The sequence below is a fragment of the Nakamurella alba genome (assembly GCF_009707545.1).
Lineage (GTDB): Bacteria > Actinomycetota > Actinomycetes > Mycobacteriales > Nakamurellaceae > Nakamurella > Nakamurella alba.
The window spans coordinates 327,590-352,324 of record NZ_WLYK01000006.1; the positions used below are offsets into that span (position 1 = coordinate 327,590).

Below are 24,735 nucleotides of genomic sequence, written 5' to 3' on the forward strand. Positions count from 1 at the left end.
ATGCGACAGATCCCCACCCCCGCATTGGATCTGACCGAGCTGCTGCGCGTCGAACCGCTCGCGTCCACCCAGGTCGCACACCGCAGCCAGGTCGGTCGGCAGGTGCTGCACGTGGATCTGGCGGAGTCGTTCGACCGGATCCGGGCGCTGCCGCCGCACTCGGTGGTGGTGCTGCACGCCGAGGCCGCCTCGGGCGGCTGGTCGCTGGCCGCGGCGCTGCAGATCGCCTGGCAGCGCAACGCCGCCGCGGTGGTCGTCCCGCCGTCGGCGATGAGCGGGTCCAGCCGGATCCTGGCCGAGCGGCTCGACATCACCCTGCTGGTGCACGATGCCGACCCGGTGGACATCGCCCTCACCGTCGCCGGGCAGCTCAGCCAGCCGCGGGCCACCCGGGCGTTGCGGGTGGCCCAGTGCGCCGAGCGGCTGGCCGAACAGACCGGCGTCCGTGGGGTGCTCGGGGTGCTGGGCGGCGAACTCGCCCCGGTTCAGGTGGCACTCGTCGCCGGCAGCACCGTGCTCGCCGGTCGGTCCGCCGCACTCGACGATCGCCCCGATCACCAGCAGGTGCGGGTGGCGGTGCACGGCGCCGGCGGGCACCTGTGGGGCGAGCTGGTCGCCTCCGTCCCGCCGGGCTCGCCGACCGGCGTCGACATGGTCGAATCGCTGCTCTCACTCGGCCGTCTGCCGGTGCTGGCGGCCTGGGCACAGAGCCGGATGCAGCCCGCGCAGCGACTGGAGCAGGAGCAGGCGTCGTTCCAACTGCTGCGGCGGATCGGGGAGGGCGAACCGGGCACGCCCGAACCCGCGGTACAGCGGGCGGAGGAGTCGACGCCGGAGTGGGTGGGTGAGCTCGGCTGGCGGATCGACGGGATGAACCGGGCCCTCTGGGTGACCGGGGTCGCCAACACCGGCGAACCTGCACCGGAGCTGACCCACCTGGTGCGGTCGACCTGGTCCCGGCTGCTGCCGGACTGGCCCATCGCACCCGACGAGGACGGCTGGGTCAGTTGGTGGAACGGTCCGGCCGACCGGCCCGCGGCCGTGCGCAAGGCGGTACGGACCCTGGAGGACGTGCTGACCCGGCACGGTCTGGTCGCCGGCGTCGGCACCGCCCGGCGCGGGGTGTCCGGCCTGCTGCGCTCCACCTCGGAGGCACGGCTCGCCGCGCACGTGGCCCGGTCGGCAGGGGCCGGCACCGTGCAGTGGTTCGAGCAGACCGGGGTACGGTCCGCGCTCGCCTGGCTGCCGGTGGCGCAGATCGCGGAGGTCGCCGACCTCTGCCTGGCCGACCTGGTGTCGGCGAAGGATCGCACCGCACTCGTCGAGACCGCCCTCGCGGTGCTGGATTCCGGTGGGTCGCTGAGCCAGGCGGCGCAGCGCCTGGGGGTGCACCGCAACACCGTGCTCGCCCGGGTGGCCCGGGCGCGCGAGCTCGGCGTCGTCTCCGACGACCCTGCGCAGCGACTGGCGCTGCACGTGCTCTGCTACGCGCTCGACACCCTCTGGCGCACAGGCTGACTCAATCAGCGTGGCTGATCCGGTCGACCTGCAGGATCGGCACCAACTCGCCATCGGTGGCCGCGGTGCCGTCGGCCCGGTCGGGAAAGTCGAAGACCGCGATCATCGACTGCATCGGGTAGACGGGTGGGCCGGGACAGCGTCGGATCTCGGTCCCGTCGACCGAGAACACCACCTCCTGCGCCGTCCACCGCACCTGGTACTCGTGGAACCTGGCGACGTCGATCGCCAGCCGGGTGGTGGCGAAGTCCTCGGCGATCCGCGGATCACGGAACCGGTGCAGGCCGCTGCCGACCATCGCCGACCGCCCGGGATCGACGGCGTCACCGAAGATCTCCCACACGCAGATCTCCGCGCACTCCTGCGGATCCTCCTCGAACCCGACCATCCACCAGGAGGCCATGGATCGTGGGGACAACTGCATCCGGGCCCGCATCGTCAGCGTGCCGAAGGTCGGCATCCACCCACGGAAGGTCTCCTGCTGCTCGCGGACGACCAGTCCGTCCTGCCACGGCTGCTGTCCGCGGGTCCCCCCCACCGGGCCCGACCAGTTCCCCGACTGGACACCCGACACCCGCAGCGGCGGGTGCACCTCGTGCGCCCAGAGCCCCTGCATCGGCGGGATCCTCAGCTCCAGGCAGGAGTCGGCGACGGTGTACGTCGCAGCGGTGGACTCCAGAGAACTCCAAGCCGGCAGGTAGTGCGGCAGCCACCGCGTCGGATCCAGGTCCGGCCCGTCGAAATCCTCGATGTTCACGCCTCCCAGCATGGCCTGCACCGGGCCGGACCGCCGGTCGGACAACTCGGCCGTTCGCACCGTCAGTGGGTACCGTCGATCCCGCAGTTCGCACACGGTTCGGACGCCGACATCCGGATCGGCTCGGTGAAGTCGTACGGGAAGTTCTCCCGCGGCAGTCCGCACACCGTGGTCCGATCGACAGGGTCCGCGACCGCATGGGTCTCCCCGCGCGGGTGCCGCCCGACATCGCCCTTCCCCGCCACCAGCCGCCCGACCCGCAGCGCCGGGTACTCGTCCCACCGGAACCCCGCCGCCACCAGCGTCCGCGTCATGGGCCCGACGATAGACCGAGCCGTCTGTGTCGGGGAGGTGCCGCCGACGGACCCGGCCGCCACCCACCCCTGCCCGACCGATCTCGGCCGGGCAGGGGCGATGGATCAGCCCGCGCCCACCCCGTAGCGGGAGAGGGCTGCAGCGGGGGTGATGTGGCGGTCGAGGAGGTCGGCCTCGACGTCGGCGGTGGAGCGGTCGGTGGGATCGCCGTAGCCGCCGCCACCACCGGTGGCGCAGCGGATGACATCTCCTGCGGTGATGGCGGTCCCGTTGACCTTCAGCATCCGGCGCTCGTCCGCCCGGCCGGGGTTGATGACCACGTCCGGCCCGATCGCGTCCTCGCCGCCGAAGAGGCCCCACGCAGGCTGCCGGGAGCGCTCGAACCAGAGCGACACGGTGCAATCGGTGAGTGCCTCGTACTCACGCACCACCCCGTTCCCGCCACGCCAGCGTCCGGCGCCGCCGGAGTCCGGCCGCACCTGGTAGGTGGTGATGCGGAAGGGGTACCGGGTCTCCAGCACCTCGACCGGCAGGTCCTTCAGCGAGCCGTTGACGTTGTTGATCAGCGCGCTCTCGCCGTCGGAGCCGTCCCAGGCACCCCAGCCGCCGAGAGTGGCCTCCAGCGAGACGAACTCGCGACCGGTGCGTGGATCGGTGCCGGCCGTGAGCACGATCATCGAGTCGCCGTGCGACGCACCGGCCACCCGGTCCGGCATCGCCGGGGCGAGCGCCCGGGCCACCATGTCGATCAGCAGTCCGAGGTGGGAGAAGTACCACTGGCAGGCGGCCGGGGCGATCGCGCCCAGCACCGAGCCTTCACGCACCTGGGTGGTCATCGACCGGAAGGACCCGCCGTTGCCCGGCAGGTCCGGGCTGACCAGCAGCTTGTAGCCCACCCGCAGTGCCGACACCGCCTGCGCCACACCGCAGTTGACCGGACCGGTGGCCTGGTCCGCGGACTCGGTGACGTCGAAGTCGATGTCCTCGCCGGTCACCGTCACCCGCAGCTTGATCGGGATCGGGCTGTCCAGGTCGATGCCGTCGTTGTCCAGCACACCCTCGGCCGCGTACACCCCGTCAGGGATCGCCGCGATCACGGCGCGCTCGAGAAGCTCCGTCTGGCGGAAGATCTCGTCCCGCGCCGCCTCCAGCGTCTCCAGCCCGAACCGGCGGACCAGGGCCGAGAGCCGGGCGTCGCCCATCTTGATGCAGGCGATCATCGCGTGCATGTCGCCCATGGTCGGGTACGGGAACCGGACGTTGGTGGCGATGACGTCCATGATCGAGCGGACGTCCTTGCCGCCCTCGACGAGTTTGTGCGCGCCGAGCCGCAGCCCCTCCTGGAAGATCGAGGTGGAGTCCATCGACCCGCCCGGGTCCTTGGATCCCACGTCGATCCAGTGCGCCCGGGTCGCGGTGAACCCGACCAGCAGCTCGTCGACGAACACCGGCCCGAAGATGGTCACGTCGTTGAGATGCGTGCCGCCGAGGTAGCTGTCATTGAGGATCCAGACGTCACCCGGCTCCCAGACCTCGCGCCCGAAGCGCTGCTCGGTGGCCCGGGTGCAGGTCTCCAGGTTGCCGAGGAAGATCGGCAGGCCGGCCGACTGGCCGAGCACCTGGTGGTCGCTGTCCAGCAGAGCGACCACGCAGTCACCGCCCTCGTAGATGATCGGGGTGTAGGCGGAGCGGATCAGCGTCGCGTTCATGTCGTCCGCCGCGGAGTTCAGTGCGTTGCGGATGATCTCGACGGTCACCGGGTCGATGGCGGTGGCGGTGGTCATGCGCGTCCCTCCTGGGTGGCCCGGATGATCAGGGATCCGATGCCGTCGACGGAGATGTCGTAGCCGGGCGGCACGACGGTGGTGGCGGTGTCCTCGGTGATGACCGCCGGGCCGGCCAGTGTGTGACCGGCCAGCAGGTCGTCGCGGCGCACCAGCACCGCATCGTGCTCGGCGCCGCCGAACACCACCCGACGGCTCTCGTGCGGGAAATCCGCCGAGGTCGCCGCCGGCCAGACCTGCGGTGCCGGCTTGCCCAGGTCACCGAAGGCCGTCGTCCGCAGCGCCACGAACTCGATGGGGGCGCCGAGGTTGGCGTGCCCGTAACGGCTCTCGTGCATCTCGGCGAACCGGGTGGCCACGATCGACAGGAAGTCCGGCCGGGACGGTTCGCCGGCATCGGCCAGCGGCACCGTGAGCGTGTACTCCTGCGCCTCGTACCGGATGTCCACCGCATGGGCCACGCTGCGCTGCTCCGGCTTGACGCCCTCGTCGGCCAGGCCACCCAGGCCGGCCTCCTCCATCCCGGTCAAGGTGGCGGACATGTGCGCGCCGTCCAGGTCGACGTCCAGCCGGAAGTACGGCTCGGTCGCGTCCTTGCGGATCGAGGTCTGCAGCATGCCCCACGCGGAGAACGCGCCGGGGAAGCGCGGCACGATCGTCTCCGGGATCCCCAGCTCCGCGGCCAGGAACACCGCGTGCATCGGACCGGCGCCGCCGAACGCGACCAGCCCGCTGTCCCGCGGGTCGATGCCGCGGGAGACAGTAATGGTCTGGATCGCCTGTGCCATCTTGGAGTTCGCCACGTCGCAGATGCCTTCGGCCATGGCCACCGGGTCGAGGCCGAATGCCTCGCCGAGGGCGGCGACCGCAGTCCTGGCGGCCTCGACGTCCAGCGTCATCTGGCCGCCGGCGAAACCGTTCGGGTCGATGCGGCCGAGCACCAGGTTCGCGTCGGTCACCGTCGGCTCGGTGCCGCCGCGGCCGTAGCAGGCCGGACCAGGCCGGGCACCGGCGGACCGCGGTCCGACCCGGAGGCCGCCGGCCTCGGTCCAGGCCACCGAACCGCCACCGGCACCGACGGTGTGGATGTTGACCACGCTCATCAACATCGGCAGACCCTCGAGGTGGGCCTCCGCCGAGACGTCCGGCTCGCCGTCGACGATCAACGACACGTCGAAGGAGGTGCCGCCCATGTCGACGCCGATCAGGTTCGGCCGGTCCGACACCCGGGAGAGCTCGGCGCACGCGATCGCGCCGCCGACCGGTCCGGACAGCAAGGTCTGCAGCGGCCGCCGGCGGGCGGACTCGGCGGTGAGCACACCGCCGGAGGACTGCATGACGTGCAGCGGCACCTCCAGACCCCGGTCCGCCAACCGCTTCTCCAGGTTGACCAGGTAGCGGCGGACGATCGGGCCGGTGTAGGCCTCGACCACGGCGGACGATGTCCGCTCGTACTCCCGCCACTCCTTCGCCGCCTCGTGGGAGAGCGAGACGGTGAAGTCCGGCCCCAGCTCCTCCAGCAGGATCTCCCGGGCGCGCAGCTCGTGCGCGGGGTTGGCGTAGCTGAACAGGAAGGCGACCGCGACCGCGCCCAGCCCACGCTCCTTGGCGGTGCCGGCGGCGGCGCGGACCGCATCTTCGTCGAGCGGGGTGAGTTCCGCGCCGTCGGCGGCGATCCGGCCACCGATGCCGACCACATCACGCCGCGGGACGAGCGGCTCGGGCTTGCGGTAGTGCAGGTCGTACAGACGCAGTCGCGGCCCGCGGGCGATGTGGTACGTGTCCTCCAGCCCGGCGGTGCCGAGCAGCAGCACCGGCACGCCGCGCCGCTCCAGGAACGCGTTCAGGCCCTGCGTGGTCCCGTGGACCAGGAAGGAGATGTCGGACGGCGCCTCCACCACCGACCCCAGGCCTGCCAGCACCCCCTCGCTGAGGTCCTCCGGGGTGGTGGACGCCTTGCCCGCCGCGAACACCCCCGCCTCGTCGTCGTAGGTCACGACATCGGTGAAGGTTCCGCCGATGTCCATCGACACCCGGTACTGCGCCATACGGCTCTCCCATCGACTGGACGTGGCGACAGACTAGGGATCGACCGACCGGGCCCGATGTGCGGTGCGCCCACCTCGCGGCGTCGGGTGCGTGCTCCGCGCACTGTTCGGCGGGATGGTCCACCTGCGGGTCGAGACACAAAGGTGCCCAACGTTTCCGGACACCCCGGATTTCGATACCGCACAGGTATCCGGATCGTCGGCCCGGCGAGTGGACGACGCGGTTCCGGCGGTCGGTTTCATCCCGGACACGGCACGATCGACCCGCCCGGCCCGAGCAGGTACTTGCCGCCGCAACCGGCCCGACTACCCCTGCAGCACCCGCCAGACCCGGTCCCGGGAGACCGGCAGCTCGCGGACACGCCGGCCGATGGCGTCGGCCACGGCGTTGGCCAGCGCCGGCGCGACCGGGTTGTAGGGGGACTCGCTCATCGACTTCGCACCGAAAGGGCCGATGTCGTCGACGGTGTCGGCGAAGAAGACCTCGGTGCGGGGGACGTCGGCGAACTGCGGGATGTGGTAGTTGCGCAGGGTCGCGCTGGTCACCGCGCCGCGGTCGTCGAAGTGGTACTCCTCGTACATCGCGGAGCCGATCGCCTGCGCCACACCGCCTTCGACCTGACCACGGCACTGCGCAGGATTGATCACCACACCCGCGTCGGCGCCGTGCACGGACTGCAGGATGCGGATCTCGCCGGTGGCGGTGTCCACCGCCACCCGGAAGCCGTGCACGTTGAACGCCAGCGACCGACGGGCCCCGTCGGCGCTGCCGGTACCACTGAGCGGGGTGACCGCGGCGGCGAGCACGTCATCGAGGGACACCAGGGTGTCGGACGGGAAGCGCACCCCGCCCGGCTCGAGCACCCCACCGCCGGTCTCTCCCGCCAGATCCGCTGCGAGGGAGAGGATTCGGGCAGACAGCTGCTGCGCCGCGGCGGTGAGAGCGGCGCCGGCGATCACCGTGCCGGTGGAACCGTAGGCGCCGGTGTCGTGCGCCACGACGTCGGTGTCGGACTGCACCAGCCGGATCCGGTCGGCGGTGGTGCCCAGGGCAGTGGAGAGGATCTGGTGGTGCACGGTGGTCGTGCCGTTGCCGAACTCGGCGGTGCCGACGGCCGCGGTGAAACAGCCGTCGGCGGCGAGAGTGACGGTGGCGTCGGAGAAGTGGCCGCGCGGCGGTGCCGTGGCGATCATCGAGAGGGCGATCCCGGTGCCGGTGCGCCAGCGGTCACCGTCCGGCGCGGGCAGCCCCCGGCCGGAGGACAGGGCCTGCTCCACCAGGTCCAGACACGCCTCGATGCCGTAGGACCCGAACCCGAGGTCGTCGTGGCCCTCGTCGATCGACACCAGCGGCTCGCCGGGCCGGACGACGTTGCGGCGGCGCAGCTCCACCGGGTCGATGCCGAGCTCGGCCGCCAGGTCGGTCATCGCCGACTCGACCGCGAAGATGACCTGACCGAGGCCGTACCCGCGGAAGGCGCCGGCCGGCAGCGTGTGGGTGTAGACCGCCGCGGCATCGATCCGTTTGTTCGGGCACCGGTAGACCGCCACGGACTCGCTGCAGCCGTGGAACATCACGCCGGGACCGTGGTTGCCGAACGCTCCGGTGTTGGACAGCACGTCGAGATCCATGGCGGTGAGCAGCCCGTCGGCACCGGCGGCCAGCCGGATCCGCAGCCGCATCGGGTGCCGGGTAGGGGTGGCGGTGAACTGCTCGGTGCGGCTCATCTCGAACGACACCGGCCGGCCGGTGCGCAGCACGGCGAGCGCCACCAGGTCCTCGGTGAGCATCTCCTGCTTGCCGCCGAACCCGCCGCCCACCCGTGCGGTGCGCACCCGGATCCGCTCGACAGGAAGGTCGAGCACCCGGGCCAGCTCCTGCCGCACCAGGAACGGCACCTGGGTGCTGGTGCGGATCACCAACCTCCCCGCCTCGTCGAGCATGCCGATGGCGCCGTGGGTCTCGAGGTGCACGTGCTGCACCCGGCCGGTCCGGTACTCCCCCTCGACCACCACCGATCCGGGTGTACTCCGGGCATGGGCGACCGCCGCGTCGACATCGCCGAAGTGCGAGTGCACCTCGGCCACCACGTTGCGCGCCGGGTCCGAGATGCGGGACTCCGCGGCGTCCTTGTCGCCGTGCACCAGCGGCGAGCCAGGCTCCCGGGCGAGCTCGGGATCCAACTGTGCGGGCAGGATCTCGTAGTCGACGACGATCAACCGGCGGGCCGCCTCGGCCTGGGTGACCGACTCCGCCACGACGAGGGCGACCCGCTGGCCGATGTGCCGCAGTTCCGGCTCCATGATCCGGGTGTCGTCCGGGTCCTCGACCCGGTTCTGGTGCCGCCCGGTGGAGAACAGCACGTCCGGGACGTCGTGGTGGGTCAGCACCGCGATCACCCCGGGCGCCGCCAGCGCGGCGGTGGTGTCGATCGACCGGATGCGGGCGTGCGCGTGCGGGCTGCGCAGCAGTACGGCGTGCAGCATGCCCGGGACGGCGAGATCCATGGTGTAGGGCTCGGTCCCGGTGACGATCCGCGGGCCGGCCGGTGCCCGCAGCGAGGACCCGACGCCGGTGCCGTGCTTGCCCATGGCGACGTCGTCGGTCGGATCGAGGGTGCCGGCGACGCCGTGCAGCGCATCGTCGATCGCCCGGTAGCCGGTGCAGCGACACAGGTTGCCGCGCAATGATCGTGGCAGGTCCACCCGCTGCTCGGCGGTGAGCCCGGACGCGGTGACCACCATCCCGGCGGTGCAGAACCCGCACTGGAAACCGCCGGCTGCCACGAAGTCCCGCTGCACCGGATGCAGGTGCTCGGGGGTGCCCAGGCCGCTCACCGTGGTCACCTCGCGTCCCGCCACCCGGTGCGCCGGGACGATGCAGGAGTGCACCGGTCCGCCGTCCAGCAGCACCGAACAGGCACCGCAGTCCCCGGCGTCGCAGCCCTTCTTCACCTCGAAGTGGCCGTTCTCCCGGAGCAGCGTCCGCAGCACCTGGCCCGGCCGGGCCTCCAGCTCGACCGGCTCGCCGTTCAGGGTCAGCTTCACGGCGCGGCCTCCGGGAACAGCTCGACCCGGATCTCCTCGGCCAGCACGGCGCTCACCGCGTGCCGCCAGTCCGGGGTCCCGTGCGCGTCGTGGTGCCAGACCGACGCATCCAGCCCGTCCACCGCCGCCAGCAGCTCGCCGGGCCCGGGATCGGCGGCGAAGGAGAGCCGGATCGGCCGGACGGTGCCGCCGGTCAGCGTCAGCTCGAACCCGTCGGCGGCGGTGCGGCGGCCGATCACCACGCTGCCCGACCGGCCGAGCGGGGACAGCGCGATCTTGCGGAACGCGGTCCGCTCGCGCAGTGCCTGGTCCGGCAGCAGGATGCTGCGCAGCACCTCGCCGGACCGCAGCGCGGTCGTCGCCGGACCGGTCACGAAATCCATCACCAGCAACGTGCGCAGACCGCCGTCCGGGGTCCAGATGGTGCACACGCCGTCCAGTGACGCGGTCAGCGAGATCATCGGTCCGGCCGGGAAGCCGAGGCAGAGGTTGCCGCCCACCGTCGCGAACCGCCAGATCTTGAACGAGGCGAGATAGGCCTCGCAGCACTGGCGGAGCAGGCCGGCCGCGCCGTATCCGTCCGGCAGCCGGTGGTCGTAGAGCTCCTGGACGGTGCAGGTGGCGGCGACCTCGAGCCCGGCCGCGGAGTGCTCCAGGGGTGTCCAGCCGAGGGTGGTCAGGTCGACCAGTTGCTCGACGGTGTCCTGCGACTCGCTGAACAGCCAGGTGCCACCGGCCAGCACAGCGACGGGACCGCCGAGACCGGCGAGATCGGCGCGCGAGCGGGCGGGGACGATCGCGGTGACCGTGTTCAGGTCCACCCGCCCTCCCTTCGCCTCGGCGCCGGCGTGCTGCCGATGGTGCACGGAACGGTGCCCTGACGGCGTGTCCGGACGGTAACGCGGCTGTTTCCCGTTCCGCGAGGGCTGTCAGCCGTCCGTGGCGCCGGGGCGGCCCCCGCTCCCCGCCGCCCGCACCGCCGTCCACCACCCTGGTGCCGGGGAGCGGTGCAGGTCGCGGCCGGTCCAGCGCAGGACCGTCCCGGGGCCGTGCAGGTCGAACCGCTCACCCGCCGCGGCCGACACCGGGCCGGCCACCCGGCCGAGCACCAGCACGCTGTCCACCACCCGGTCCGACCCGAGCAGTCCGGGCCGGCCGCGGGTGGATCGCTGCAGGTCGAGGTCCTCCAGCAGCAGCGGTTCGCCGGCCAGCGTCACCCGGGTCCGGGCCAGCAGATCGCCGCCGAGCTCGCCGGTCCGCCCGAGCACGAGGGTCTCCCGGAAGACCGCCTCGGCACCGTCCGCGGCCTCCAGATCGAGGGTGCGGGTCACCCGGGCGCCGTCGGCCACGACGAACGGTTCGCCGTGCCAGCGCAGCCGGGCCCCGACCCCGAGGCGGATCCGGACGGTCCACCAGGACGGCTCCCCGGCGCCGTCGTAGGCCACGGTGCCGGCGGTCTCCACGATCTCCAGCCGGCCGCCGTCGGCGACCTCGACGTCCAGCCGGACCGTGTCGCCGGGCAGCAGCAACGCCTCGGTGGCGACCAGCGCGATCCGGGCGCCGGTCGCGTCCGCCGACAGCACCCGGGGTGCGAGCAGGCCGGGCCGCAGCCGCATCGACGCCCGGCCGACGCCGGTGGCGTCGGGGGTGATGCCGATCGCCACCGACCCGTCGGCGGGCGCGAGGATCACGAGTGGGCGTGGGTGGGTTCGCCCCCGGCGTGCGCATCGTCGTGAGCGCCGTCGTGGGCATGGTCGTGAGAGCCGTCGTGGGCATGGTCGTGGGCTTCGTCGTGGGTGTGGGTGAAGCCGCCACCGGGCAGGGACTCGTCGGCGTGGAAGTGCGGGGCCATCGGGCCCGGGTCGACCGGGACGTGGGTGCCGGTGCGGAACACCGCGAGCATGTCCCGCAGCCACTGCTTGAGGCCCTCGACCGAGACCTGGTCGGTGCGGGAGAGGCCGAGGACGGGACGGCCGTCGCGGGCGGCGCTGCCGTCGGCCACCATCTGCCCGACATCGACTCCGACGTACGGCGCGAGATCGGTCTTGTTGACGATCAGCAGGTCGGCGCGGGCGATCCCCGGTCCGCCCTTGCGCGCCACGTCGCCGCCGCCGGCCACGTCCAGGACGAACAGCTGGGCATCGACCAGGGCCGGCGAGAAGGTCGCGGTCAGGTTGTCGCCGCCGGACTCCACCAGCACCACGTCCAGCGGCGCGAAGTCCTGCTCCATGTCCTCGACGGCCAGCAGGTTCGCGGTGACGTCGTCGCGGATGGCGGTGTGCGGGCAGGCGCCGGTCTCGACCGCCCGGATCCGCTCCGGCTCGAGCACCCCGGCGGACCGCAGGAACCGGGCGTCCTCGTCGGTGTAGATGTCGTTGGTGATCACGCCGAGCCGCAGCTCCGCGGACAGCTCGCGGCAGATCAGCGCGATGATCGAGGACTTCCCGGTGCCCACCGGCCCGGCCACCCCCAGCCGGAACGAACGGGTGGTGTTCGGAGTGGTCATCAGGCACCTCGCAGGTCGATCGGCTCAGCGGGCGGGCAGGATTCCCACCCGCGCACCGACCGTAACCGCCCCGCATGTCCGGAACATGACCGCGCCCGGAACGACCGCGCCCGGAACGACAACGACCCCGCCGCGTGGTGCGACGGGGCCGTGGTCTTGCCTCGGGGATCAGGCGTCGGCGGTGGTGGCGGCCTTCGCCTGCTGCTCGGCGATCTCCTTGCGGACCTGGTCCATGTCGACCTTCGACGCCTGCTCGATGAGGTCCTCCAGCGCATCGGCCGGCAGGGCGCCCGGCTGCGAGTACAGGACCACGCCGTCACGCACGACCATCAGGGTCGGGATCGACCGGATCTGGAAGGCCTGCGCGAGCGCCTGCTGCGCCTCGGTGTCGACCTTGCCGAAGGTCAGCTCAGGATGCTTCTCCGACGACTTCTCGAAGACCGGGCCGAACTGGCGGCACGGGCCGCACCAGGACGCCCAGAAGTCGACGAGTACGGTGCCCTCGCCACCCACGACGTCGTCGAAGTTCTGCGTGGTCAGTTCGGTGGTCGCCATCTCTGCTCCAGTTCCTGCCGGGATCACCGGCCGTCTGTGGTGCCGGACCGCTCGTGGCGCCCGGCCGGCCGCCCGCACCGGTCGTGCGGGGCCTGTCCGTTCCTGCAACGAACGACCGGCACCGACGATTCCCCGCGCCCGGCGATCCACGCGGCCGTCAGATCCGGAAGCGCCAGTACTCGGCCACGTAGGGCAGATCGAACTCCGCCCGGCCGGCCAGGTCGGGATGGGTGGCGGTGAGCTCGCGAACCGCGGCGAGCAGGTCGGCCCGGTCCGCCTCCGACTGCAGCAGCACGTAGCTGCGGGTGGCGACCAGGTCCACCAGGCGGTCCGCGGTCATGGGCTGCAGCCAGTCGACCCGCCCCGAGTCCAGCGGCTGCAGCGGCGGCCGCACGTCCGGCAGGAACCGCCCCCGGCCGGGCCCGTCGGCGGAGGCGAGCAGCCGGCCCAGCTCACCGACCCAGTCGACCTGCTCGTCCCGGGTGTTCCAGACCAGGCCGAGAACCCCGCCCGGACGCAGCGCGCGGACCACCTCGGCGGACCCGGCGACCGGGTCCACCCAGTGCCACGCCTGCGCCGCGAGCACCGCCGCCACCGAGCCGTCCGGCACCGGGATGCGCTCGCCCGCCCCGTCCAGCACGCCGACCCCGGGCAGTACTGCGGCCAGTTGCGTCCGCATGCCCTCCGAGGGCTCGACGGCGACGACGTCCGGGCGCCGCGCCGCGAGCAGGGCGGTGAGCTTGCCGGTGCCCGCACCGACGTCGACCACCGTTCCGGTCGGGACGTCGGCCAGCAGGGCGTCCACCACCGCGTCCGGGTAGCCGGGCCGGGAGGCGTCGTAGAGGCCGGCCGCCGGGCCGAAGGCTCTCGCGTGGTCCCGCCGGTGTCCAGATGCTGCTCCGGGTGTCGCCATGGCATCAGTCAACACCCCGACGGCGGTCCCCACCTGCACGACTCAGGCCCGGAACAGCCGACGCTCGGCGACGGCGTGCTGCTCCGCCCACCGTTCGATCATCGGCGCCGCCGCCGCCGGGATCTCTTCTGGCTCCTCGAGATCCTCAACCAGACAAGCCATCTCGTCGATAGGCTCATCGAGCGCCAGCACCCGCCGGGCCGCCGCGACCGGGTCCGCCGGGGCCAGCTTGAGGGCCGCGGCGCACACCGACTGCACGTCGTCGTAGCCGATCAGCCGGGCCAGCCGGCCGGCATCCAGCCCACCCGCCGCTGCCGCCACACCGAGAACCACTGCCCGGCACAGGTTCCGGACACCGGAGGCGGCGATCACCGCCGGTGCGTCCGGCCAGAGTCCCTGCAACAGCCGCAGGTAACCGCGACCGAGCACGGTGGCGTTCTCCCGCAGGGCCGCCGACGCCGTCCGCGCCCGCCAGGCCGTGTCGCACCGCCGCAGATCCTCCGTCCCACCGCGGAGCACCATCGACCGCGCCACCACGGCGGTCCCGGCCTCGACCAGGGTGACGGTGGCCAGCCGGACCCGCAGCAGGTTGTCGATCGCCGACTCCGGCATGCCGTCGAGCAGCGCCGGCTCCAAGCCGCCGGACTGGGTGTGCGCACCGGTGGGCAGGCGGGAGTCGGCGAGCAGCATCAGCAGCACGTCGGCCCTGTCGGCTGTGTCGGCATGGGTCACGACAGGCACCCTCAGAACATCGAGTACAGCTGCGCCAGCGGCAGTTCCGTCGCCGGGGCCGGTTCGATCAGCTCGCCGTCGACGGTGATCCGGAAGGTCTCCGGCTCGATGACGATCTCCGGGGTGGCGTCGTTGTTGCGCATGTGCGCCTTGCCGACATCTCTCGTGGAGCGCACCGCCACCAGCTCCCGCTGCAGCCCCAGCCGCCCGGCCAGGCCGTCCTCGATGGCGGCCGGCGCCACGTAGGACTGGGAGAGCGAGGCACCGATCCCGTCGGCCAGGGCCGGCCGCATCAGCACGGGCTGCGGCGTCGGGATGGAGGCGTTCGGGTCACCGAGAGCGCCCCAGACGATGCCGCCGCCCTTGATCACGATCGACGGCCGGACGCCGAAGAAGGCCGGGTCCCAGAGCACCAGGTCCGCCAGCTTCCCCACCTCGACCGAGCCGATCTCGTGGTCGACCCCGTGCGAGATCGCCGGGTTGACAGTGTATTTCGCGACATACCGGCGGGCCCGGAAGTTGTCGGCGGGCAGCGATCCGCCGATGTCGCCGAGCCGGTGCTTCATCACGTGCGCGACCTGCCAGGTGCGGGTGATCACCTCGCCGATCCGGCCCATCGCCTGGGCATCGGAGGAGGTGAGGGAGATGGCACCGAGATCGTGCAGCACGTCCTCGGCGGCGATGGTGGTGGCCCGGATCCGGGACTCGGCGAAGGCCAGGTCCTCCGGCACCGCGGGGTTGAGATGGTGGCAGACCATGAGCATGTCGAGGTGTTCGGCGACGGTGTTCACCGTGTGCGGCAGGGTCGGGTTGGTGGACCCCGGCAGCACGTTCGGCAGGCCGGCCAACCGCAGGATGTCCGGCGAGTGCCCGCCGCCCGCACCCTCCACGTGGAACGCCGAGATCGACCGCCCAGCAATGGCATCGATCGTCGACTGCACGTAACCGGCCTCGTTCAGCGAGTCCGAGTGCAGCGCGACCTGCAGCCCCCACTCACCGGCGGCGCGCAGCGCGGCGTCCACCGCCGCCGGGGTGGAACCCCAGTCCTCGTGCACCTTGTAGCCGCCGGCCCCGGCCAGCGCCTGCTCCCGCAGCCCCTCCATCGAGACGGTGTTGCCCTTGCCCAGCAGCAGCACGTTGACCGGGTACCGGTCCAGCGAGCGGTGGATCGCCGACAGGTGCCAGGCCCCCGGGGTGACCGTGGTGGCCTTGGTGCCCTCGGACGGACCGGTGCCGCCGCCGCCGATCGTGGTGATGCCGGTGGCGAGCGCCTCCACCACCTGGGACGGCGACAGCATGTGCACGTGCGAGTCGAAAGCGCCTGCGGTGAGGATCTTCCCCTCGCCGGAGATGATGTCGGTGGACGGCCCGATCCGCAGGTGCGGGTGCACCCCGTCGGCGATGTCCGGGTTGCCCGCCCGGCCGAGCGCGACGATCCGGCCGTCCCGGATCCCGACGTCGGCCCGGATGATCCCCCAGTGGTCGAGCACGACGACGTTGGTGACCACCGTGTCCGGCGCGCCGTCGGCGCGGGTGGTGGAGCCCTGGGCCATCGACTCGCGGATCGACTTGCCGCCGCCGAAGACCGCTTCCTCACCGCCGACGGTGAGGTCCTGCTCCACCTCGATCCACAGATCCGTGTCACCGAGCCGGATCTGGTCGCCGACCGTCGGCCCGTAGAGCGCGGCGTACTCCGCGCGGGAGATCTCCACCATCGGTTACAGCACGCCCCCGTCGTCCTTGATCTGCAGACCGGGCACCCGGCGCGCGCCGCGCAGCGCCACCGCCGCCACCGTCCGGGAGGCGCCCGGTTCGAAGCGCCGGGAGGTCCCGGACGGGATGTCCAGCCGGAACCCGTGTGCCGCCGCCCGGTCGAAGTCCAGTGCGGTGTTCGCATCGGGCAGGTGCAGGTGCGAGCCGATCTGCACCGGCCGGTCACCGGTGTTGACGATGGTCAGCTCGATCCGTTCGTCCGGCCCGCGGTCCGCGTTCAGTTGCACCGTGCCCGGCGCCGTCCTGATCGCCCCCGGGCCGCTGTCGCGCCCTCCGGCCATACGTGCTCCTCGTCCTCATTCCCGGTGCCCGGGCGCCGTCAGCTGATGGGGTGGTGCAGGGTGACCAGCTTGCGGCCGTCCGGGAAGGTGGCCTCCACCTGGACGTCCGCGATCATCTCGGCCACCCCGGGCATCACCTGGTTCCGGCGCAGCACCTCGCGGCCGGCCACCATCAGGTCCTGCACGGAGCGGCCCTCCCGCGCCCGCTCGATGACCCAGGTGGACAGCAGCGCCACCGATTCCGGGTGGTTGAGCAGTACTCCGCGGTCCAGTCGGTCGCGCGCCACCATCCCGGCGACGGCGAGCAACAACTTCTCCGTGTCCGACGGGGTCAGGTGCACCGGTCCTCCTCGTGGTCCCGGCCGGGCGCCCGCCGGGAAGTGCCAGTGGCAGTATGCGCCGCCGCTCCCGGGCCGTTCACGGCAGGAGCTCGTAGGCTTCCCGGGTGAGGAAGTCGGCGAACCGGTCCCCGGTCGTCAGGTCCACCAGCAGGTTCCGGGCGTCGGCCAGCAGATTGCGGCCACCGGGCTGTTCGGCCCAGACCTCGGCCAACATCTCCAGCACCCCGTCGGCGATCTCCGCGACCAGCGCCGGCGTGACCTTCCGGCCGGTGTCCAGCACCACCCGGTCCCGGCGGCGCAGCCAGATCCGGGTCCGGCAGATCTCGGCGGCCGCCGCCTCCTCGCGGACGGCGCCGATCACCACCGATCCGCGACCGGCCAGCCAGTGCACGAGATATTCGAGCGCCACTGCGATGTCGGCGCGCAGCGCGGCCTCGGTGCAGTCCGGGCGACCGGCCCGGTGCACCGCTGCGAGGTCCAGCAGGGCCGTCGGATCGGCCGGCACCGGCGGCGCCGCACCGCCGCCGCGGGCACCGGGGAGCCGGGTGTAGATCTCGGCGCAGAGCGGCACCAGGCCGGGGTCGGTGACGACGACACCTGCGTATCCCGAGCGCATCTGGTGCTCCTGCGCCTCCCGGAAGCCGTCCGGCACCCGCGGGCGCGGCTGCGACCCGCCGGTGGTCGTGCCCGCCACACCACCGGCGATCGCCACCGTGCCCCGACGTCGGCAGGTGGACACCAAGAGGTCCGAATAGGCCGTGCGGAACGGGTCCACGGTGTCGGTGGCAGCGGTGGTGGTCCCGTCCTCGCCGGCCGGCACGGCCGGCGGGACACGGACCTCGTCCAGTCGGGCGTGGTCCCGCATCGTCTTGAGCAACGAGAACAGGTAGTCCCCCGGACCGGCGTTGAGGCCGACGACCGCATCCCGGAGCTCCCAGAGGATCTCGTCCATCTCGAAGGCGGCCCACACGGTCTCGATGGTCACCGACGCGCGGATCGATCCGGCCGGCAGTCCCAGCTCGGACTCGGCGAAGGCGAACACCTCGGCCCAGAGCCGCGCCTCCAGGTGCGACTCGATCTTCGGCAGGTGCAGGGCCGGGCCGCTGCCGGCCGCCAGCAGGGCGGCGGCGTTGTGGAACACGAACAGCCCGAAGTCGACCAGCGCGCCGGCCAGCGGGACCTCGTCCACCGTCAGGTGTTTCTCGTCCAGGTGCCAGCCGCGTGGGCGCACCATCAGCGCCGGCCGGGAGCGGAGCGGCACCGCCGCCACGGCCGCCGTCCCCCCGGTACCGTCGATGGCGCCGCCGACCAGGTCCGCCAGCGCGAGCTGGCCGCCGATCACGTTCTCCCACAGCGGGGTGGTCGCGTCCTCGAGATCCGCGATCCAGATGCAGGCGCCGGACAGCAGCGCCGTGGCGGCGGCCCGCGCGTCCACCGGTGTGCTGAACTCGACGCGCCGGTCCTGCAGGTGCGGCGGCGCCGGGGCGACCGTCCACTCGGCGTCACGCAGCTCGGCCGTGGCCGGCAGCCGGTCCGGGAGCGCCCCGGCGGCCACTTCCGCCTGTCGCCGCTCCCTGCGCTCCAGCAGTTCCCGTCGCGGCCCGTCGAACCGGCGGTGCAGCGACCCGAGGAAGACCAGTGCCGGTGTGCTCAGGATCCGGCCCAGTCCGGGCGCGTCGGATCCGGACACCAACGGGCTGCTCATCGGGGCTCCTCGGGGCAGGGCCGCACGGCCGATCCGTGTCGACTCACCTTTCGGCGCACCGCTGTTGGCGCACCTCACCCGGCACGGCGATCGCCGTGCGAGGCGGGCCCCATCATCGCGCCCGGGTGTGTCGCCCGCGTGACCGCGACGTGAGCAGCCGGGCACATGTGGCGATCACGAACCGGACTTCCGCGGCCACCGATGGTCATTCGGGTCGCGGAAGCCCGGTCCGGACGGGTGATCCGGGGTGGTGGTTGATCCGAGCGGGTGCTGCGTTCAGTGCGGTTCAGTGCGGTTCAGTGCGGGATGACCGCGGACTCACCCTTCGGTTCGACCTGGAGGTTCTCCCGGTTGGCGTCGAAGCCGCCGTGCTCGCCCTCGGACTCCGCCTTCGCCTTCTGCTCCGGGGAGTTCAGCAGCAGGTTCAACAGGATCGCCACGATCGCACCGGCGCTGATACCGGAGTGGAAGATCGTCTTGAACCAGTTCGGGAAGGCGTCGTAGAAGGCCGGCGAGACCACCGGGATCATCGCGATGCCGATCGAGATCGCGATCACCAGGATGTTCCGGTTGTTGATCTTCACCGTGGTCAGCGTCCGGATGCCGGAGGCGGTCACCATGCCGAACAGCGCGATCCCGGCGCCGCCGAGCACCGGCAACGGGATGCCCTCGACGATCGCACCCATCTTCGGGGTGAGCCCGAGGATGATCAGCACCGCACCGGCGAAGGTGGCGACGAAACGGCTGCGCACACCGGTGATCGAGACCAGCCCGACGTTCTGCGCGAACGCCGTGTACGGGAAGGTGTTGAAGACACCGCCGATCACGGTGGACAGGCCGTCCGCCCGCAGCCCGTTAGCGAGCCGCCGGCCGTCGACCTTGACATCGACGATCTCGCCGATGGCGAGGATGTCGCCGGTGGTCTCGGTCATGATGACCAGCGCCACGATGCACATCGAGATGATCGCGCTGACCTCGAAGATCGGGAAGCCGAAGTGGAACGGCGTGGAGACACCGACCCAGTCCGCACTGCCGACGGTGGACCAGTGCGCCAGGCCCATCGGGATCGCCACGATCGTGCCGAGCACGATCCCCAGCAGGATCGAGATGCGGGCCAGCACCGGCGGCGCGAACCGCTCGATCAGCACGATCGCGACGAGCACACCTGCTGCCAGCGCGACGTTCTCGACCGGGGCGGCACCGTCCTCACCGCCCCGGCTGGTCCAGCCGGCCGCCACGCTCATCAGCGACAGACCGATGATCGTGATGACCGTGCCGGTGACCAGCGGTGGGAAGAACCGCAGCAGTTTCGCGAACACCGGGGCGAGCAGCATCATGAAGACACCGCTGGCGATCACCGAGCCGTAGATCGCGGCCACACCGTAGTCCGAGCCGATCACGATCATCGGCGACACCGCGGCGAAGGTGCAGCCCTGCATCAGCGGCATCCGGATGCCGAAGTACGGGAAGCCGATCGTCTGGATCAGTGTGGCGATGCCGGCGACCAGCAGGTCCGCGGTGACCAGGTAGCCCAGGTCGCTCGGATCCAGCTTGCCCGCCGCGATGAGCGCTCCGCCGACCACCAGCGGCACGGCGACCGCGCCGGCATACATCGCCAGCACGTGCTGCAGTCCCAGGGGGATCAGCCGTGACCACGGCGGCAGTTCGTCGACCGACTCGATCGGAGTCCCGTCCTCGGCCAGCTTGCGACGAAATCCCATGGTGAACCTCGTTTCCCCGTTTGCCGGGTGGCTCCCGAGTGCCCCCGGACCGGGCCATCGTCGGACCGGACCGTTGCACGGCGATATCCGCAGGTGAACCCGAGGTAACGAAGTGCCGGGCATCCGGGTGACAGCGCCCGGAGCCGGAACCTGCGGCTCAGACGAAACCGTTGATGCCTTCCCAGGCGCTGCCGGCCGGTGCCGCGTCGTCGCGGAGGATCGAGGCCTCGATGAGGCCGTAGGGGCGGTCCGCCGCGTAGAAGACGACGTTCGGGTTGTCGAGTTCCCAGGCCGACAGGTCCACCAGGAAATGGTGCTTGTTCGGGCAGGACAAACGGATCTCGGCGATCTCCGGGTGCAGTTCCAGGGCCGTCCGGCCCATCGAGAACAACGTCTGCTGCAGGGACAGCGAGTGCACGGTGGCGAACTGCTCGAGCAGCACGGCCTTCACCGAGGTGTACAGGTGGTCCCACGGCGCGGTGTCGAGGTCCAGTCCGGCGTCGTACCGCCAGCGGGCGGTGACCGAGGTGGCCATGATCCGGTCGTCGGTCTCCACCAGGGAGGTGTAGGGCACGTCCGGGAAGCCGTGGAACTCGCTGCCGGTGCTCTTGAGCAGCACGACGTTCTCCATGCCGGAGATGACGCTCTCGGTGTCGCCGTCCTTGCGCACCACCGTCGTGCGCACCTCCGGGGAGCCCTTGACGAACGAGTGGTCGTGCGGACCGCCGGCCGTGGTGATCCGGTCCCAGAACGTCTGCTCGATCTCCATCCGGGCGCCGGTCACCTGCTCGTAGGTACCGACGTAGTTGCGCGCCAGCCGGAGTGCGAATTCCTCGATCGTGGTGATGCCACCGGTCCGGGCCAGCGCGTACACCGTGTTCTTCTGCGTGTCGGTGGCGATGACCTTGTCGTTCGCCCCGGTCAGATGGGTGTCCTCGAAGTGACCGATCAGCTGGCTGGTGACGTTGACGTCGGTCAGCACGTGCTGCGGTGTGCTCCGGTCGACGTGCACCATCCGCACCTCGGCCTTGCCGTACTGGTTGTGTCCCAGGACGATCGCCATCTCGTCAGCTCCCCAGGTAGGTGGAATAGGAGTACGTGCTCGCGAGCACCGGCACGTGGTAGTGCGCCCGCGCGCCGTCCAGGTACACCTCGACGATGATCCGCGGGTAGAACAGCTTGCGGTGCACGGCGGTGAAGTACCCGACGGTGTCGTAGACCAGCCGGAAGGTGCCGGGCGCCAGCGCGCCGTCGGCGAGAGTCGCCACCCTGCCGTCGTTGTCGGTCACGCCGCCGCCGACCAGTCGGGTCGATCCGTCGTCGGCGACGGTGTGCAGCCCCACCGGCACCTGCGCAGCGGGCCGGCCGATCGAGGTGTCCAGCAGGTGGGTGGAGATGCGCTGGATGATGCCGGTCACGCGGCACCCCCGCCGGACTCGTCCGAGACCGCCTTCGCCAGACGGAGTTCGCCGATGCGGCGCAGCTCGTGCACCACCACCGGTCGCTCGTCCTCGGGACTGTGCCCCAGCCGCTCCCGTAGCGAGGCGAGGATCTCGTCGCCGGACAGGCCGGCGGCGCAGATGAGGAAGATGTGACCGAATCTCGCCTCGTACGCCGCGTTACCGGCGGCCAGGTCGTCGACCTCGGCGGCGGTGACCCCGGCCTGTTCGCCTCGCGACCACCCCTGCTCGGTCGCGGTCCCGGCGGTGGCGGCCTTCTTCTCGCCGATCCGCGGGTGCCGGGCCAGCGCCCCGGCCACCTCACCCCAGGTGATCGCGCCGGCCGCTTCCGCACCCGCCTTGCGCAGGGCGGCGACATCGGCGTACGGACGGCCGTCACTCACCGTGCCGATCCAGGCGGGGATGTCCAGGCAGGCGCCGAGAACCTCGGCGGCGAGCGCGCTGTCGTCGTTGAAGCGGGTCAGCGACACCGCGCTCACCGGGCGCCACCCGGCACGGCGAACTGCGCGGCACCCGGCCCGACGACGGAGCGGCGCGCCGCCTGGGCGGGCAATCGGACCGGCGTCGGTGCGGTCTCGGCGAAGAGCCCGGTGTGCCGCGGCAGCGTCGCGATGGAGGCCTCGAGGTGCTCCTGGTGCGCGTCGACGGCGGCGAGCAGCGCCACTGTGTCCCGGGCGCGGAAGGCGGTCAACATGTCGCCATGATCGTCGTGCAGTCGTTCCCGTGCCACCTCGGAGATGTGCGCCATCGGCCGGCACGGCTCGGTGAGGTTCCAGGCGGCGTCGATCATGTGCAGCAGCCGCGGCATCCGGGACGGGGCCAGCAGCGAGGAGTGGAAGCGGCGGCTCTCCCGGTGGTAGGCCTGCAGGTCACCGGCGGCGACCGCGGCACCGAGCGCGTCGTGCGCGGTCTGCTGCTCCAGGTCGTCGGCCGGCCCGGCCGCCACGACGGCGGCGATGATCGCGGCACGCTCGAGAACGCCGCGCACCACGTAGATCTCCTGGAACTCCTCGATCGTCAGCTGGGCGACGGTGTATCCGGACCGTGCGCGGTGCGCGACCAGGCCCTCGCCGATCAGCGTCTTCAGTGCCTCCCGGACGGGGATGCGGGAGACCTGGAAGAGCTCGGCCACCTCGTCGACCGGGATGGGCGCGCCGGGCGGGCTGCCGCCGCCCAGGATGGTGGTGCGCAGCGCGTGCAGGATGTCCTCCTGCGAGCTGCCCGGGCGCCGCTCCTCCGGTGCCAGTGCGCCGAGCTGACCGACCAGGCCCGACCGCCGTCGTGGAGTCCCCAAGCCGCCACCTCCGCTTCTCCGCCGCCAGCGCCACCGGTGTTGTTGCTGCTACCGGCCTCGCTGTGCCCCGACGGCGGGGACGCTAGCTGCGGGATGTTGCGTCCCGATGACCGTTCGTGACGAATACCCGACCGACCCCGCATCCGGGCGGGCCCGGCCGGTGCCGACGCCCCGTCGTCCGGAGCTGCGGACACCGGTGTGCCCGGGAGGTCGCCTGTCCTCCCGGGCACACCGGTCACCGCTGCCGGGCCGTTCAGTCGGTCGGCGCCGGCAGGTCGTCGGTCGGGACGCTGTTGCGTGCCATCGAGGTGCCGACCAGGTAGCCGACGAACCCGATACCGGCACAGATGAACCAGCTGTAGGCGGCCACCTGCATCGAGCCCCAGAACACGATCGCCACACCGATCAGGGCGCCGAGGGCGGTGGCACCGACCGCGATCGGGTTCACGCCCTTGCGGTAGTAGTAGCGGCCCTTCGGGCTCAGCGTGTACAGGTCGTCCGCGACGACCTTCTGCTTCTTCACCAGGAAGTAGTCGGCGATCAGCACGCCGTAGAGCGGACCGATGAAGCAGCCGAGGACGTCCAGCGTGTAGTGGATGGTGTCCGGGGAGTTGTAGAGGTTCCACGGGGTGATCAGCACGGAACCGACGGCGGCGATCATGCCGCCGGTACGCCAGGAGATCTTCTGCGGGTTGACGTTCGAGAAGTCGAAGGCCGGCGAGATGAAGTTGGCGACGATGTTGATGCCGACCGTGGCGATCATGAAGGTGAGCGCACCGAGCACCACCGCGGTGACCGAGTCGAGCCGGGCGACGGTCTCCACCGGGTCGGTGATGAAGTCACCGAACACCGGCTTGGTGGCAGCGGCGGTGACGACGACCAGCAGCGAGAAGACGATGAAGTTGAGCGGCAGGCCGAGCAGGTTGCCCCGCTTCACCGCGGCGAAGGACTTGCCGTAGCGGGCGAAGTCGCCGTAGTTCAGCATCGGGCCGGAGAAGTAGGACACCACCAGCGCGATCGAGGAGAGGATGACCGGCAGTGCGGCCCAGCCGGTCAGCGAGATGCCGTCCTCGTTGAGGCTGAAGGTCAGGTTGGACCAGCCGGCCTTCGCAACCAGGTAGATGGCGAGCGCGAACATCACGACATAGACCGCGGGGCCGCAGAAGTCGATGAACTTGCGGATCGCCTCCATGCCGCGCCAGAACACCAGCGCCTGGGCGATCCACATGACGATGAAGCCGATCCAGCCCAGCATCGACAGCCCGACGAAGCCGTACAGCGACTTGTCCGCGTAGGGCGCGAGGTTCGGCCAGATCTTGACCACCAGGACGACCAGGGAGTGGGAGGCGAGGAAGGTCTGGATGCCGTACCAGGCCACGGCGATCAGGCCGCGGATGATGGCCGGCACGTTCGCGCCGAGCACCCCGAAGCTGATCCGGGAGGCGACGGGGTACGGGGTACCGGTGCGCTGGCTGGGGCGGGCGACCAGGTTGCAGAGCCAGTAGACGATGGTGATGCCGACCAGCAGGGCGAGCAGCACCTGCCAGCCGGCAAGTCCGAGTGCGAACAGCGAGCCGGCGGTGACGTACCCACCGACGCTGTGCACGTCGGACATCCAGAACGCGAAGAAGTTGTACGAGCCCCAGGTCTTCTTGCGCAGCGGCGCGAGATCTTCGTTGGTGAGCCGCGGGTCGTACCCGGGCTTGATCAGCACCGCGCTGTCGGCCTCGGCCGCGACGGGGGCGGCCCCGCCGTCACCGGCCGGCCTGATGGTGTCGGTCATCTGCGCTCCTGTGAACGGATGGGCGCCCGTGACCGGCGCGCCACACTGGATGTACCGGGAACGGTAGGAGCGGGCTGTTGCGCCTCGGTGTCGCGAACGATATATCCGCGATCTGCTCGATCCCGTTCCGACGGCACGGCTCCCGCAGCACATCCGGTGCGAACGCCCACGTCGGACGTGGCCGAGCGCAACGGATCGGCC

At 71.6% G+C, this 24,735-nt stretch carries 22 protein-coding genes; 1 reads left to right on the top strand and 21 read right to left on the bottom strand.

Annotated elements, in window-relative coordinates; genetic code table 11:
* Complete coding sequence (locus tag GIS00_RS16680; protein ID WP_154769550.1) at nt 1-1,518, top strand: PucR family transcriptional regulator; 1,518 nt, start codon at nt 1-3, stop codon at nt 1,516-1,518.
* 1 nt (nt 1,519) lies between these two features.
* Here GIS00_RS16680 and GIS00_RS29040 read toward each other — a convergent pair whose 3' ends face one another.
* The 21 genes from GIS00_RS29040 to GIS00_RS16785 form a co-directional block, all read right to left on the bottom strand.
* Nucleotides 1,520-2,335, bottom strand: coding sequence for a glycoside hydrolase family 16 protein (locus GIS00_RS29040; RefSeq protein WP_322098050.1), 816 nt, complete (start codon nt 2,333-2,335; stop codon nt 1,520-1,522).
* A 2-nt stretch (nt 2,336-2,337) separates the two neighbouring features.
* Nucleotides 2,338-2,589: a hypothetical protein gene (locus GIS00_RS16690; RefSeq protein ID WP_154769551.1), complete on the bottom strand. Its 252-nt coding sequence runs from the start codon at nt 2,587-2,589 to the stop codon at nt 2,338-2,340.
* 105 nt (nt 2,590-2,694) lie between these two features.
* The gene (locus tag GIS00_RS16695) at nt 2,695-4,374 is read right to left on the bottom strand and encodes a hydantoinase B/oxoprolinase family protein (RefSeq protein ID WP_154769552.1); all 1,680 of its coding nucleotides are present in this window, start codon (nt 4,372-4,374) and stop codon (nt 2,695-2,697) included.
* Nucleotides 4,371-6,422, bottom strand: a complete 2,052-nt coding sequence (locus GIS00_RS16700) for a hydantoinase/oxoprolinase family protein (RefSeq protein WP_196073318.1) — start codon at nt 6,420-6,422, stop codon at nt 4,371-4,373. Before GIS00_RS16700 ends, GIS00_RS16695 begins: the two co-directional genes overlap by 4 nt.
* A gap of 306 nt (nt 6,423-6,728) precedes the next feature.
* On the bottom strand, nt 6,729-9,470 hold the full coding sequence (locus GIS00_RS16705; protein ID WP_322098051.1) for a molybdopterin-dependent oxidoreductase: 2,742 nt from the start codon (nt 9,468-9,470) through the stop codon (nt 6,729-6,731).
* Entirely contained in the window at nt 9,467-10,291 is an 825-nt protein-coding gene (locus GIS00_RS16710) for an FAD binding domain-containing protein (RefSeq protein WP_322098052.1), read from the bottom strand. The genes GIS00_RS16705 and GIS00_RS16710 overlap by 4 nt, the downstream gene beginning before the upstream one ends.
* Nucleotides 10,292-10,399: 108 nt before the next feature.
* Nucleotides 10,400-11,161, bottom strand: a complete 762-nt coding sequence (locus GIS00_RS16715; protein ID WP_154769553.1) for an urease accessory protein UreD — start codon at nt 11,159-11,161, stop codon at nt 10,400-10,402.
* Nucleotides 11,158-11,976 (bottom strand): urease accessory protein UreG, encoded by an 819-nt coding sequence (ureG, locus tag GIS00_RS16720; RefSeq protein WP_154769554.1) that lies wholly within the window; start codon nt 11,974-11,976, stop codon nt 11,158-11,160. The genes GIS00_RS16715 and ureG overlap by 4 nt, the downstream gene beginning before the upstream one ends.
* Nucleotides 11,977-12,144: 168 nt before the next feature.
* Entirely contained in the window at nt 12,145-12,531 is a 387-nt protein-coding gene (trxA, locus tag GIS00_RS16725; protein ID WP_154769555.1) for a thioredoxin, read from the bottom strand.
* Nucleotides 12,532-12,688: 157 nt separating this feature from the next.
* Nucleotides 12,689-13,444 (bottom strand): class I SAM-dependent methyltransferase, encoded by a 756-nt coding sequence (locus GIS00_RS16730; protein ID WP_154769556.1) that lies wholly within the window; start codon nt 13,442-13,444, stop codon nt 12,689-12,691.
* A 42-nt stretch (nt 13,445-13,486) separates the two neighbouring features.
* Nucleotides 13,487-14,176, bottom strand: a complete 690-nt coding sequence (locus tag GIS00_RS16735) for an urease accessory protein UreF (RefSeq protein WP_322098053.1) — start codon at nt 14,174-14,176, stop codon at nt 13,487-13,489.
* 11 nt (nt 14,177-14,187) lie between these two features.
* The gene (locus GIS00_RS16740) at nt 14,188-15,891 is read right to left on the bottom strand and encodes an urease subunit alpha (RefSeq protein ID WP_154769557.1); all 1,704 of its coding nucleotides are present in this window, start codon (nt 15,889-15,891) and stop codon (nt 14,188-14,190) included.
* A 3-nt stretch (nt 15,892-15,894) separates the two neighbouring features.
* The gene (ureB, locus tag GIS00_RS16745; RefSeq protein ID WP_154769558.1) at nt 15,895-16,230 is read right to left on the bottom strand and encodes an urease subunit beta; all 336 of its coding nucleotides are present in this window, start codon (nt 16,228-16,230) and stop codon (nt 15,895-15,897) included.
* Nucleotides 16,231-16,268: 38 nt separating this feature from the next.
* On the bottom strand, nt 16,269-16,571 hold the full coding sequence (locus GIS00_RS16750; RefSeq protein ID WP_322098054.1) for an urease subunit gamma: 303 nt from the start codon (nt 16,569-16,571) through the stop codon (nt 16,269-16,271).
* A 76-nt stretch (nt 16,572-16,647) separates the two neighbouring features.
* A complete protein-coding gene (locus GIS00_RS16755) occupies nt 16,648-18,276 on the bottom strand; it encodes an aldolase/citrate lyase/malate synthase family protein (RefSeq protein WP_154769559.1) in 1,629 nt (542 codons plus the stop codon).
* Between the two features lie 296 nt (nt 18,277-18,572).
* Entirely contained in the window at nt 18,573-19,997 is a 1,425-nt protein-coding gene (locus GIS00_RS16760; RefSeq protein ID WP_154769560.1) for a nucleobase:cation symporter-2 family protein, read from the bottom strand.
* Between the two features lie 157 nt (nt 19,998-20,154).
* Entirely contained in the window at nt 20,155-21,060 is a 906-nt protein-coding gene (pucL, locus tag GIS00_RS16765; RefSeq protein WP_154769561.1) for a factor-independent urate hydroxylase, read from the bottom strand.
* Nucleotides 21,061-21,064: 4 nt separating this feature from the next.
* Nucleotides 21,065-21,415: a hydroxyisourate hydrolase gene (gene uraH / locus GIS00_RS16770; RefSeq protein ID WP_154769562.1), complete on the bottom strand. Its 351-nt coding sequence runs from the start codon at nt 21,413-21,415 to the stop codon at nt 21,065-21,067.
* Nucleotides 21,412-21,936, bottom strand: coding sequence for a 2-oxo-4-hydroxy-4-carboxy-5-ureidoimidazoline decarboxylase (uraD, locus tag GIS00_RS16775; protein ID WP_322098055.1), 525 nt, complete (start codon nt 21,934-21,936; stop codon nt 21,412-21,414). Before uraD ends, uraH begins: the two co-directional genes overlap by 4 nt.
* A complete protein-coding gene (locus tag GIS00_RS16780) occupies nt 21,933-22,751 on the bottom strand; it encodes a GntR family transcriptional regulator (protein WP_154769563.1) in 819 nt (272 codons plus the stop codon). The genes uraD and GIS00_RS16780 overlap by 4 nt, the downstream gene beginning before the upstream one ends.
* Before the next feature lie 253 nt (nt 22,752-23,004).
* A complete protein-coding gene (locus tag GIS00_RS16785) occupies nt 23,005-24,534 on the bottom strand; it encodes an NCS1 family nucleobase:cation symporter-1 (RefSeq protein WP_154769564.1) in 1,530 nt (509 codons plus the stop codon).
* Between the last annotated feature and the right edge of the window lie 201 nt (nt 24,535-24,735).